The 12,332-nt window shown below is 55.0% G+C and carries 13 protein-coding genes; 10 read left to right on the top strand and 3 right to left on the bottom strand.

Translation table 11 applies throughout. The features are described 5' to 3' along the window. Window positions 1-8: 8 nt before the first annotated feature. From ACTHN9_RS08755 to ACTHN9_RS08770, 4 genes are all read left to right on the top strand, one after another. On the top strand, window positions 9-1,016 hold the full coding sequence (locus ACTHN9_RS08755; protein WP_440536361.1) for a hypothetical protein: 1,008 nt from the start codon (window positions 9-11) through the stop codon (window positions 1,014-1,016). 202 nt (window positions 1,017-1,218) lie between these two features. Then, window positions 1,219-1,551, top strand: coding sequence for a helix-turn-helix domain-containing protein (locus ACTHN9_RS08760; RefSeq protein ID WP_440536362.1), 333 nt, complete (start codon window positions 1,219-1,221; stop codon window positions 1,549-1,551). Continuing rightward, window positions 1,551-2,591, top strand: a complete 1,041-nt coding sequence (locus tag ACTHN9_RS08765; RefSeq protein ID WP_440536363.1) for a hypothetical protein — start codon at window positions 1,551-1,553, stop codon at window positions 2,589-2,591. Before ACTHN9_RS08760 ends, ACTHN9_RS08765 begins: the two co-directional genes overlap by 1 nt. Beyond that, window positions 2,588-4,243: a DUF3987 domain-containing protein gene (locus ACTHN9_RS08770; protein ID WP_440536364.1), complete on the top strand. Its 1,656-nt coding sequence runs from the start codon at window positions 2,588-2,590 to the stop codon at window positions 4,241-4,243. The genes ACTHN9_RS08765 and ACTHN9_RS08770 overlap by 4 nt, the downstream gene beginning before the upstream one ends. 363 nt (window positions 4,244-4,606) lie before the next feature. On the opposite strand, the gene ACTHN9_RS08775 is transcribed toward ACTHN9_RS08770, so the two are convergent. Then, on the bottom strand, window positions 4,607-5,326 hold the full coding sequence (locus ACTHN9_RS08775) for a MobA/MobL family protein (protein WP_440536365.1): 720 nt from the start codon (window positions 5,324-5,326) through the stop codon (window positions 4,607-4,609). Window positions 5,327-6,155: 829 nt separating this feature from the next. On the opposite strand from ACTHN9_RS08775, the gene ACTHN9_RS08780 reads away from it, so the two are divergent. The 6 genes from ACTHN9_RS08780 to ACTHN9_RS08805 all read left to right on the top strand — a co-directional run bounded on the left by ACTHN9_RS08780 (window position 6,156) and on the right by ACTHN9_RS08805 (window position 9,856). Then, entirely contained in the window at window positions 6,156-6,380 is a 225-nt protein-coding gene (locus tag ACTHN9_RS08780) for a DUF2158 domain-containing protein (RefSeq protein WP_440536366.1), read from the top strand. Next, complete coding sequence (locus tag ACTHN9_RS08785) at window positions 6,380-6,643, top strand: DUF6953 family protein (RefSeq protein ID WP_440536367.1); 264 nt, start codon at window positions 6,380-6,382, stop codon at window positions 6,641-6,643. The genes ACTHN9_RS08780 and ACTHN9_RS08785 overlap by 1 nt, the downstream gene beginning before the upstream one ends. A gap of 750 nt (window positions 6,644-7,393) precedes the next feature. After that, entirely contained in the window at window positions 7,394-8,089 is a 696-nt protein-coding gene (locus ACTHN9_RS08790) for a hypothetical protein (RefSeq protein ID WP_440536368.1), read from the top strand. 28 nt (window positions 8,090-8,117) lie between these two features. Continuing rightward, window positions 8,118-8,459, top strand: coding sequence for a hypothetical protein (locus tag ACTHN9_RS08795; RefSeq protein WP_440536369.1), 342 nt, complete (start codon window positions 8,118-8,120; stop codon window positions 8,457-8,459). Between the two features lie 179 nt (window positions 8,460-8,638). Next, window positions 8,639-9,271 (top strand): hypothetical protein, encoded by a 633-nt coding sequence (locus tag ACTHN9_RS08800; RefSeq protein ID WP_440536370.1) that lies wholly within the window; start codon window positions 8,639-8,641, stop codon window positions 9,269-9,271. Between the two features lie 33 nt (window positions 9,272-9,304). Beyond that, the gene (locus ACTHN9_RS08805; RefSeq protein ID WP_440536371.1) at window positions 9,305-9,856 is read left to right on the top strand and encodes a hypothetical protein; all 552 of its coding nucleotides are present in this window, start codon (window positions 9,305-9,307) and stop codon (window positions 9,854-9,856) included. A 501-nt stretch (window positions 9,857-10,357) separates the two neighbouring features. Here the strand turns inward: ACTHN9_RS08805 and ACTHN9_RS08810 are convergent. Together ACTHN9_RS08810 and ACTHN9_RS08815 are read right to left on the bottom strand one after the other, a co-directional pair. Then, window positions 10,358-11,695 (bottom strand): hypothetical protein, encoded by a 1,338-nt coding sequence (locus ACTHN9_RS08810; protein ID WP_440536372.1) that lies wholly within the window; start codon window positions 11,693-11,695, stop codon window positions 10,358-10,360. Between the two features lie 239 nt (window positions 11,696-11,934). After that, the gene (locus ACTHN9_RS08815) at window positions 11,935-12,294 is read right to left on the bottom strand and encodes a barstar family protein (RefSeq protein WP_440536373.1); all 360 of its coding nucleotides are present in this window, start codon (window positions 12,292-12,294) and stop codon (window positions 11,935-11,937) included. Window positions 12,295-12,332 lie beyond the last annotated feature (38 nt).

Genomic DNA, 12,332 nt, shown 5'->3' on the forward strand with positions numbered 1-12,332 from the left:
TCGGCATTATGGTACAGGCAAAGATGATGCGGGAGCGAATTGCTTCCAGTGCGAGTGTGCATGCCGAGCTGCGTACCTATCTCGATATGAGCGCATGGACGCCAGCGATGGGCGCGATGCTTCTGGCGGGATTGCGTCCCGAGCAGGGCTGCACTGAGTTCCCCGAGCATGGGGCTGTAGGGCTGGATGGCGGCGCGATTCGACGCCTGGGGGACGCGCGTTTCCACGAAGCGCGCAGAATTCTGGCTGCGTTCGAGGAGCATTGCGAAGATGAGGGGCATCGTCCAAGCGTGGTTGCGCCGGGGGAGTTCATTGCGTGGCTTTTGGACGATCAGGTCAGGGAGCAATACGCGATCTTTCACGAGTTTGAATGGATTGATATTTTTCTCGACGTCCTCGGCCAATCGTCGGCACAGAGCATGGTTCCCGTTGACGTCGTCCAGTACGTAGAGGAAAGCGCTCAACCAGCAATGATGATGGCAAAGCTGGACGATCTTATTGGCGAAATCCGGGCGGACCGGAGGTCAGCTGGTGGCACCTCCGTTGATTCGACGCCACAGGTCAACGGCGATTTCCCAGTCGCATCTCGGAATCTGCTGCGTGGCACACAAGGGAAGCGGCTCGACTGCGCACTATCGACACGAAATCTGGCTGGCGCATTTGCCGATAACGATGACTGCAGTCGTAAGACCGGCAGAAATTGGCTGAAGTATCTACAAGACCCGCCGCAATGGGCTACGGATCCGAAGATTCGCCTTCATGCGGGTTCTAAAGGGAAAGGAAATGAATCACTGTGGGACCCATTGGAGTTCGCGAAGGTTGCTGTACTGGAGTCTCGGCGCGCACCTTCCACGGGATCTGCACACGACTTCTTTCGTGCGATAGATGAGAGATTTCAAAAGGTCGAGTTGCTTCGGCGATGGCGGAAAGATTGGGCTGACTGGGTTGAGGATGTCTACCGACCTATGAAATCGGGGGATGCGGCAGGAAAACCCGGCAGGGAAAACCGGCAGTGATGGTAGGCTTTATGCTCGCATTTGTTCGTAACAGATTGATTTAAAAGAAAAATGATAAACCCGGCAATCGGACCGCTGAGGCCCGCTTCAAATGCCGTTATTTTCAATCCGCTCCAAGTCGTCAACGTCGGTCTCACTGGATCGGCATGGATGGCCCGGCGTTCAGCGAGCCGCTCACCGCTCGCGACTTGGAGAAAACAACATGCTGCATCACCCGCCCGCGATAGAACCTGATCATCATCTCGCCGTTCCTGTCGAGAGCGCAGTGCCGCTCATTGACTCGCCGTTGAATCCGCTGCGTCCCTGCTCATCGCTGTCGTACTGCACGGACAGTCAAGCAGTGACTCCGCCGGCTTTCTTGGTCATGCCGAATTGGACCGTCGAGGAAACTGCGACGTATCTGCGTTGCGAGGCTCAGACGATCCGCAAGGCAATCTCCCAAAAAGGGGCATTTCATGGTCTGAAGCCTCGGCGCTTTGGCCGCCGCTGGTACTTTTCCGCTGCTGATGTGCGTTTGGCGCTGGAGGCTGCCTAATGGAACGTCTTCGCATTAACAAGACCGCCCTTGCGTTTGCACTGTTCACTACCGCGGCGTCGATTTTTATCGCGGTGCTCTCGGGGGGCGAGCGCGGCGGCACACACGCGGAACAGGCCGTGAGCATCGCTCTCTCGATGGTCGCCGTTCTTTTTGTGCATCTCGCCCCTACCATGTTGCCTCGTTTGGGCTGGGCCGCTCGCATGGCGGCAATTGTGCTTTGGTTTGTCGGGTTGGTCGTGGTCGCATACGGCCAGGTAGCGTTCATCCTGCGGGCGCAAGAGCATGCGGGTAATGTGCGAGCCCTGGCTGTACCGAACGAGCCTATGCAGACGGTAGTAGCTATGCCGGGTGTGCGCAACCCTCTCCAGATCGCGCAGGACGTGTCGAAGGTACGTTTGGCGTTGGCTCGTGTAGATGCCGAGGCGTGTTTTGATTCGTGTGTCCAGCTCAAGGCGAGGAAGGCGTCATTGTCGGCGAAACTCGCGGTGCTGAATGTAGAGGCCAGTGAGGCAACGCGCCGTGAAGTCGCGGCGGATCTCGCCGCTGAACAGTTAGAACGTGGCAACGCGCTTCGCGACCGCATGCGTTCCGATCCGGTAGTGTCGCATCTCGCCAAGTCGCTCGGCGCGACCGAATCGGTGTTGTCCCTGTCGTTTGCTGTCGCGATGGCTATAGTGCTGGAGGGGGCGGCCATCATGAGCTGGCTCGTGGTTGGGAGCGCGTCCGGTCGTCAAGAGGGTTACGCCAGTCGCGTGGACGCTTTACCGGATGTCGCGGGGTCGGCGGGCAACGCGACGGACATTGCGCCTGCCGCAGGTATCGAGCGTCTTCTCGCAATGGACACAACCAATGCAGGTGGATCGCTGTCCGACGACGAACGCGAGATCGTACGTATCCACTCTGCCGTCTCGACGGGGCGCCTCAGTCCGACGCAAAAGGCGATTCGCAAGTTTCTTGGTTGCGGTCAGCAGCGGGCGGGCCATCTCAACCGAGTGTACGCCGAGCGGTTTGGTCGTCTTGACACGGAGGTCGCGTGAACGTAGACCTTGATCCAAATGTGGTAATTGATGTCCTCGACGACCGTCGTAAGTCGGTATTTCCTAACTACGAACCGCCCGGTGATTTTCCGTGGCAAGCCTTGCCGGAGATGATTCGAGGCGCGGTACTCGAAATCTGCGCGAACGATAAAGTGCCAATAGCGCTGGCTACCCAGTCTGCGCTCTCTGCTGTTTCGGTGGCCTGCCAGGACCTCGTGATGGTCGACCGCGGCATCGGGGATCCGTCGATCTGTTCGCTCTTCCTGCTTGCGGTTTCAGACAGCGGTGCACGCAAATCGACTGCCGACCTTGCAGTTACGGCAGCGATCCAGCAGCTCGACGAAGATGCCGTGCTTGAACACGAGCAGCAAAAACTTCATTCCGATTGCGAGCGTAAATTCAGTCAGGACGAGGAGCGAGCACTTCAGCGCACCTACGCGAGTTTGATGCGGAAGGCTTATACAGGTGCTTCGGCCAAAGCGCAAGAGGCTGCAGTTGCGCTTGAAGAGGTCCAACAGAAGTTGATGGGCATCCGCCGCCAGGCACCCGAAAAAGCGCCACAATTGCGCAAGACACTGTATATGCAAGCCTCAATGCGCGACCTCCAGCACAGTTTGCATGAGAACTGGCCGTCCGCAGGATGGTTTGCAAACGAGGCTGCCGACTTGCTTGAAAGTCGCAGCAGTGCAGATATGGCTCGTCTGGATAGGCTGTGGGACGGGCAGCGGATCGACGTGGTAGGCCGCACGAGACGGGAAAGCTTTGCGGTCGCCGATCCACGCCTGACACTTTCGCTGATGGTGCAACCGGATATCTTCGATCGCTTTATTGCGCGAAAGGGAGAGTTGGCAAAGGGCATCGGCTTCTTGCCTCGGACGTTGATCGCCCGTGCCGAACCGTCGTATGGAGAGCGTACCATCGACCGCTCGATACCTCGTTCGACCACCTGGCTCGAATTATTTAACCAACGCGTCCGCGATTTGCTGGAATATGGTCGCGTCGATATAGATCAGCGCTCGTCAAAGCGCTCGATTCTGCACTTCTCACCTGCTGCCCAGCAGTTGTGGGACAGCGTGGTCAACGAAAAAGAGGTGCAAACTGTTGACGGCGCCAGGCATGTGCATGAGCGTGAATTCATCAGCCGCTACGGCGAGCATGTCGCGCGGTTGGCTGCGCTTTTCTGGTTCTTCGAGACAGCCATCCTGGCTGATTTTGAGGAGTCAGGGCGCCAGCAGCAACGCCGCATGGAAATCCCGGACCGTATCGTCGAGTCGGCGATTGAAATTACCGAGTGGTACCTCAACGAGTTCCGCGCAATCTTCAATCCCGATGCTCAGATCGCAGAGGTTGCGGTTCATGTACTAAAAAAACTGAAGGAGAGACTGAGAGCGAACAACGGCGGTGAACTGCCCGAAACCCCGACTTTGGCGAACCAGAATTTCGAGTACCCCAAGCACGAGCTGCGGAATTTTTGTACGAAATTCAATCTGCGAAAGGACCGAGATCTGTTCGATCGAGCTGTTGCGTGGCTCGTCCAGAACGGCGAAATTTCTGTTTATCACAAGCTGTCGCCAACATCGACTCGAAGGCAGACTGAATATGTCCAACTGAAAATTGCCGAGAAAAATTGGCGGCAAACTCGATCGATCTGATGCGTTGATATATCAGAGGTCACGGCCTTGGCCGCGCAGCTCGTTTCAATTTCCCTCCCCCTCGACTCGCAACGGCCTGCCGGCTAGTTGCGAGCATCCTCTATCATGGCGCTAAGGACGAATTCCCACGGTGCCACCTCGACTTCTCCCTTTTTTGTAATTCGTTCGCCTGGCTTCCGAGGCGGCATGGTGTCCTGTCGCCAGCCCGTGTAACTGGGCACTACGGAATGTTTAAAAAAGCGGCACGCGCGCACCATCCGAATATGCTTTTTCTGCTGGCTGGACAGCAGAAAAAGCATTTCTGGATAGGCGGTGTGTCGATTTTAAAATGCCGGAGAGACCTGGTCGGGCACTTCGTCGCGACTACGATCCGTCAAGCTGTTGCCGGCGCGCGTCGTACTCTTCCCGCTCTTCTTTCGACATTCCGCGAATTCGCGCCTGACCAAGATGGTGCTCGGGTGCCCGGTCGATTCCTTGTGCCTTTAATGTTCGATGGTCGACACGAGCGGCGTGGCCATATTTCTCCAGCGCAGCATTTTGAATGTCCGCGCATTTCTTGCGCGTGGCGATCATCTGGTCGCGAAGTTCCATGCTGTTCTTGCCGCCGCTGTCCTTCCTGCGGCCACCGCGCTCGGGATGCTGTGCGTTATAGCGTCGGAATGTTTGCTCTGGTGAGCGTTCGATACCGTCGTCTTCACGATCCGAGTACATTAGGTGGACATGCGAGTTTGTCCCACTGCCAAGCGCGGCATCGGGCGCATGAATTGCATATTGAAATGGCTTGTTTCTGACCAGGGCAGGAACGAGTTGCCGAACGAGTTCCTTCTGCTGTTCGAGCGTGAGTTCGTCCGGTAGTGCGATTTCGTGCTCGCGGTAAACGGCGCCGTTGGCGCGCTCGTATCTGTCGCTAGCTTTCCAGAACAATGTTGCGTCGTCTTTTGCCCAGCCAGGCATATTGCCGTAGTCAGTGGCTACCAGATCTTCTCCGCGTTTTCCATGCTTGCCCTGTCTGGCGATGTAAGCGCTGTGATCCGTGGCGGAGCCTTTCTTGCCGCTCTTGATTCGGTGATGAAAACTTGCCATGATCGATCTACCCTTTCTCGTTAGGCAAATAAAAAGGCCGGCACTGTTGGCTGGCCATGTTCGGAGACGGGTGATTGATCGTGTTGAGGTTACATGAACCGTTTGAATTTCGAGAAACGGTAAGTGCGCGTACCGTATTCCCCTCTATTCTTTCCAGTACAGTGAATCTTCTCTGATACCGATACGACTACAGCAACTTGCTGATCAATTCCTCATCTCATATGTGATACGAATGTATGTAAAAATTCCACAGATGAAGACCAGAAGAAATCGACGAGTTGGGAATACGAGTGGCGTCTGGACAAACTCGATCTCGACGGGTCTGATGAGATATCGGCTGGGAGTTTGTTCTTTTGCCGGTAGTCCCACTTGTACATTCGCCTAAGCTCATTGGTAGCACGACGAACAGAAACGTTTTGTGCTTCCGCTAGATCGTGTCCTTCGCAGTGGTGCTAGCGACACAAACTGATCTCTAATCTGATCCGAACCGCCAAAGGTGAGACGCGATCGTTGGCAAAAAAATACAGCCCAGGAGGGGGCTGCATGGTGCTGGTGCGGGTGGATCTAGTTGCCCGATGTGGCGGGATGATCGTTAGCTGCGGTATCTGACGCTCGACTGAAGGATGAGCATTCGGGTTCGCCCTGCAATCCTCTCGCCACGCAATGATCTGCTTGTCGTAGGCAATCACCTCGTCGTCGGTCGTGGAGCTGCTTTCAACTCAATGCTGGACTTTGCACTTGACGTTCGAGGTAGGTGAGCCAGCACCGCTTCGGCTGAGTTCGCGTAAACCGCTATGATTAAGTTTTACCATAACTAAACAGGAAGACTATGGCTACTTGGAAACCGAAATTTAAAGTCGGAGCAACTGTGACTCTCAACACCGGCGGTGGTCCCGTCATGTCGGTGAAGATCGTCCCCAAGGAGCCGGATCGTTCCTACTACTGCCAATGGTTTGCGGGCAAGAAACTCGACCAAGGGGAGTTCAAGGAAGAACAGCTCGTTGCAGCCGAACCGAAGGCACCCCTCCCCCCGCCTGGAAACGAGAAAAAGTGATGCTTGCCTCCACGGCTGCTCATTGGATGCTTGAGATGCTGCATCGCGACGGGTGCATCTATCAAGATGACACGGTCGACATGCTCACGAAAGCGAACGCAGAGGCATTGCTTCGTGAAAACGCGGATGGGAATCTCGTGCTAGGTAACGAAGTCTTATCTGCGTTCAAGAAGATTTCCGCCGATGCCGTGTGGATCAAGCCCGACCGATATTGGCGCTGGCGGGTGGACGAGGACGAACAGGGCCGGGAGCAGCGTGGGTAGCGTCGTATGGACGACCGGCCTTCTGCCGCGGAATGCTGTTGCTTGAAGGACTGTTGGACACATACAAGCTGACGTTCGCCATGAAAATTCGAATGGCACTTTGTGGCCGATCTGGGACGACGCCAAGACTGCAAGCAGGGCCCCAATCGCCACATGGCAACGCGGGTTCCAGCTTCCGTCCCATGGGTTTCAGTGCAGTCGCGAAGACACGCCGAAAATGCGGAAATGGCTCAACGGCCCAGATACTGGGGGATCGACGGGCGTCGTTGGGGAATTCGCACGGAGCACCCGTGTTCAACAAACTGTGCCTATCCTTCTCATACACGAATTCGAATTGGGGGGGGGCTATGGTTCCGAGAAACCGCTGGGGGCTCGTCGTCGGTAAGTACTATCGGGTTGTACCCGAGCCGGCGCCGACAGCATACAGCGCGTGGGAGGACGGGCCACAGCCAGTTCGGTTCATTGGCCGAGATACCAACGGTGCCCCTGTCTGGAGTTGCGTTGGGATTGACGGCATCACGAACTGGCCCATGAGGTGGATTGGCAGCCAACTGCAGGAGCCCAAAGCTACCCGCAGCGCCTCCTTGCTCGGACAACTCGAACCATAAGAGTCCCGTGCGAGACGCGTTATTTTGGAGCACCCACATGGGCCTTGGTGGCGTAACGCCGAAACAATTACCCCTAGACTTATCCAAGTAGATACCTGATGATCTGCACGATACCAACACACGCTATAACAAGAACTGAATCATGCTCCCAAAGCTGAACCAATTTCGCCGCTGGACCTACCCGAACAAATTTGGCTTCGTCACTTTTTTTATTGCCATCACCGTCGCCATCGCGTCTTTCCTTGCTGCCATATGTTTTTGGTTGTTTCCCGATTTCGGCAAAGAACTGGGCGACATGTTGATATCTGGCCGCCCAGAATCGGTTGTCATTCCTGGCGACAACGCGATTGAAAAAGCAATTAACAAAGCCAAGATGAAAGGCATCAATTCAACCGATCCTAGCACTGATTTCGCGGTAGCGATTCCATTTGCTCGCCCCAGCCTCTCCAAAAGCGCCGAAACGAATTACAATTCCGATATTGTTGCGCTATCCAACGCTTCGGCTCTGCGCTCATCAAATCAAGATCTGGTCTTTGCTGCCGGGCGATGCCGCTTTCTTGGCACCGTCAGTTGGTCTGGACAAACATCACTTATAGGGACGGCTGACATCACCGGTGTCTCATGCGTTATGGATAATCGCGACTCTTACAATTTTTCTGCCCCTGACGGTCACAGCATTGGGTATCTCACACCTGTTGATCAGCCAGCGAGTCGGGAAATTTCTCTTGCTAAAGAGGGGCCGGTGGTCACACTGCCAGAGGACGGGGTGTATCTGGTTAGATTCACGCTTCCACTCCGGAGCATGTCTTTTACAGGTAAATCTTCAATAGCATGGTAAATCACTAATCACGCGCAAGGGGGCGCACTTGAATTACAGATATTTTCACGACGAAGCGGCGCGCACGCTTTATCGCATGCCTGAACAGCCGAATGTGTATCCGAGAACACAGGGCCGCGGCAATAGGTCCAAGATCATTGGATGGACGGTCTCAATGCAGGTCGATAACGTGCGTGCAGACAACAAACTCGACGCACACAGGTGGGCCCATCCGACGTTCTACATCCGGCAGGAGTTTTACCCGGCGCTGCAACACTCGAAGGACGATGCGCTCCACTATTTTTTGCTTTCGAACTCACCCGAGGGGGACGAGATATCCCGCGAAGAGTATGAAAGGCTGGCTGCACAGTATCAGCCTGCAAGCCAGTAACTTTGCCAGACTCTGCGCAAATCGCTACGATCGATGAATATCCGAGGCATGTTGCCGTACATCGTCCGGTGCGCCTCTCGCAACACAGGCAAGATTACTCCGTAGTGGCGTACTGTTGGTCAAGCGATCGTCTTGACGCCAAAGCGGGGTAGCGCCCTATCCCCTGACCAGGTGCGACAATGGCTACGAAACAGCAGGAACAAGCAATGAAGCTGTACGCCGACCTGATGGAGGAAATTAAGGTTAGGTTAGTCTCCATCGATGAGACTCTATCGGGCAATCTTCAGTTTCCTTCGGCGCTCGCCCGCGAGTATATTTTTTTGCAATTCCGAATGATTTGCGAGCTTATCGCTTTAGGCTGCTTAGTCGCACACGGCGACATACCTGCGACGCAAGAAGGGCGCTTAAAATCTGCATGGAAAGCAGACTTTATCATTGCCGAACTGGAAAAATTGCATCCCGCTTTTTATCCATCCCCAATGCAGCAGGTGCTGATGACAGACTCATCAGATCCCGGGGAGCGGCATTTCGGCCTTGAGCCTGTTTCCTCAGGGTTTCTTACCAAAGGTGAGCTCGTCAAGCTATACGGAAAGTGCGGAGACGTGTTGCACAAGGGAAATATAAAAAAACTGCCAAGCTCCCCGCAAAAGGACCAAGCTGACAATTCAGAACTTATACAAATCACCCAGAGATTTCGAAATCTTCTCAATCATCACGTCATTCATTGCTTGAACGAGGCCACTATGTACGCATGCGGGATGCGAGATGCTCAGACAGGAAATGTGTTCTGGGCTATTTTTGAGCGACAATGACTGGTCAATCGCATATCGGGCTTACTAAAAATCATGAATTATCTAGACTCCGCATTTACTCAACTAGCCTTCGCGGCAAAGTTATACGATTACGTCGAACAGAAAAAGCTAGACATTACCGAGATTGACCAGCCTCTGAGATTCGAGGATGGGCCTAGTGTGTGGGTTCTTCCCGACCGAATCTTCGCTTCAAATGACGATTTGCGATTGGCCTGTGGGAATCAACTTTCGATTGCATTCGGCGCTGCCGCAATCACGCTTAACCGGTGTAGAGAAGAATATGAGCAAGCCAACGGTAAGCTGTTGCGAGCCATCAACGGAAACGTGCCGACGTCCGAGGACGAACACTTCGCAGAGCTTGTCTACCAAATCAGGAACGCATTTGCTCACGATATTTCAGAACCGCGCTGGGAAATACGCGGGGCCGCCCGTCAGCGTCTATACTTGATCGACCGCGTAGACGACATGGCCCGCATCACCGTCGACCTAACCGATGTGCATGGGCATGCATTTGAGTATGCCCACATCGGTGGAATCGACACGCTACACCGTCTTCGCGAATTTAGCCGCCGTTACTGGGGATGACGGATGGCGTTACCTGCACGCCAACAAGACTGCCCTTGGTGATCGTGGATACGGTACGCCGGAATCATCCGCTAATCCGGGCTTCATCTGCTGCCAGCCAACTTGGCTCTTTTCATTTCCACGTGTTGCTTACCGGTCAGCGAGCGCGGTCGGCCGGAGATATTCGCTTCGGAACGCGGCCGCCAAAGCCCATCGTCCACATGTCGTTCCTGTGGCTGCGGACGGCCGTTTTAGAGCACCAAGTCGGCACTCCGCTGCCCACGAAACGGCAGCCAATATGGCAGTTTCTGGCCGCTCTGCGACCGACGATGGTACGTCGATGCCCAGCGACGCTAGGACGGCGCAATCCGACCCGTTGCAGTGCTTCGATTCGCAAAGCCGAAACGTCGCTGTGCAGCGGGTGCCGCCGTTCGCCTTGCCAAATTCGACGGCTGAAAGCGGTCGCTCAACATCCTTTCGATTGAAGGGTTTGCCATTTGCAGGCAGTGTGGTCTTGGCTAGTCACTCGGACTCATAGGCGACCACGAGCGCTTTGCCCGTTTCATAGAAGCTCTGGATCATGCTTCTAACGGTCTGCGACTGGACTCCTCGGGAGCCAATCCAGCCGGCATGAACGCTGGCTGCGAACTGTGAGTTCGTAAGGTACCTGGGTGCTCCTTCGAAGGTGATCTGGGCACCGCCCTGCGGGCCCTTTGGACCATTGGGGCCCAAGAGAAAATGCATGTACTCACGCGGTACATACATGCCCTTTATCAGCTCTCCAGATGCGGGTCTAAGCCCCTTATTTGGCACCAACTTCACCATGAATCCATCGTCACTCAAGCGGTACTCGTTGTGTGATTGGATTGCGGCCGCAGATCGGGTCGAGTTATAGAAGCCGTCCATCCTTGCCAACTCCTCAGCAAGCTGTGCATCGGGCCGATACAAGGCCCGATCGCCTTCCTCACGCATCAGTTTGTACTGAACCAGAACGAACAGTTCGTACGACTCGTTGTAGTAAATCAGATCGACCCCAAGCGTGTGCTCAAGATCGTTCCGATTCGCGTAGTTGACTTGCAGCCTCCGCCCACCTTGCTCGAATGTAGATACACCGGCCTGATGCATGGGAGTCATTCCGGGCCAGTTAAAGAGGTCGTGTTGAATCGCCGACTCTTCCTGTAGATACCGCTGCGGTATGCCCGTTAGGAATGCTGATTGCCCCGACTCTAGATTCGTCAGTTTCGCCGTGGCTTCGATCTCGTTGATCTGTTCCACTGAACCTTCATAGGGCGCCCATTCGCTCAACACGCGCTCGCGGAGTTGGTTGCTTCCAGAGAAAATGTCGAGCGAGATACCGACAGCCTCTCGCTCTTGGATGAGTATCTCGGCTGATTCGCCGTGTAGGCGAAATCCAGAGTAGCGACGAAGTGAAAGAAGCCGATCGATATCACCAGCGAGGCTCGGGCGCTCAGATTTGATTGCTTCGACTAGCGCTGACCACGTGGCTTCGGAAATGACGCCACCTGAGCCTTGTGATGCCTTGATGAAGTAGCGTTGCAGGCGCTCAGAAAGCTTGGATTCGAGGACTCGAATAGGGATGCTATTAAGAGCCACTGTGCTGGAGAACTCGACTCGGGACTTTGACGTAACTACGCGCTTTCCCTTCTTCGCCAACGCGATGTAGTCGATTGTTGTGTCTGAAAAGCATAGGAGGGCAATGCTGAGTTGCCCTATCCCCCAGTCGGGGACGCTTAATGCGTCCGAAAATGGCTCGTAACTACCTTCGACCTTTTCTTGAATGAGATCACGCCGTCTGTCTTCGTCGAAGTGGATCAGCAGTCCGGTTTTATTTGCAGCCATGGGTGAGCGGTAATCGTCCGATAGTTTGTGGATGGCTAACGTTGAAATTGAGTGCCCACCATTAGTATACGCGAGCGGTGTTCGTCGGCCGCAGGATAATTATGTCTAGCCGGCGCCCGCTGTAGACCGGCAGGACAGTGGGGGCGGTTTCCTGGCGCAGACTGGATGCACCGGCTTCGCGGCAAGGCAGCTTCAAGCGGCCACTCCTGGCCGCATCGCGCCTGGTGCCTTCCTTCAATTCAGTCGTAGTACGACAGTGCGACCAAAGCGGCTCCATCCTCGCGCGTACGACGCCAGTTGACGACAGCGCACGCGTCTTGCAAAGCCTCGAATAGGTCTGGACAGTGTCTCCTGAAACTGTTGACAGCGCCAAGCTGTATCGCCAACGTTTCTCCCGGCCTGACATGCAAGCTCGTCATCGCAGCCTCGGGCTCATCGAGGTAACTCAGACAGTCAATCAACGCGTCCATGTTGTTGCCATAAAACGCGGGAAAACCAAAGATCTGCGAGAAGACCCGATGGAATGAAGGCCAGTCCGTAATTTTGGTCGTGTCTACGAACACTTTCGTCATCGCGCTATTCCGAATTCTATTGTGCATCTAACCGGTTCCGATAGATGCTCCATCTTCGGATTGTC

The organism is Trinickia sp., from assembly GCF_051953405.1.
Taxonomy (GTDB): Bacteria; Pseudomonadota; Gammaproteobacteria; order Burkholderiales; family Burkholderiaceae; genus Trinickia.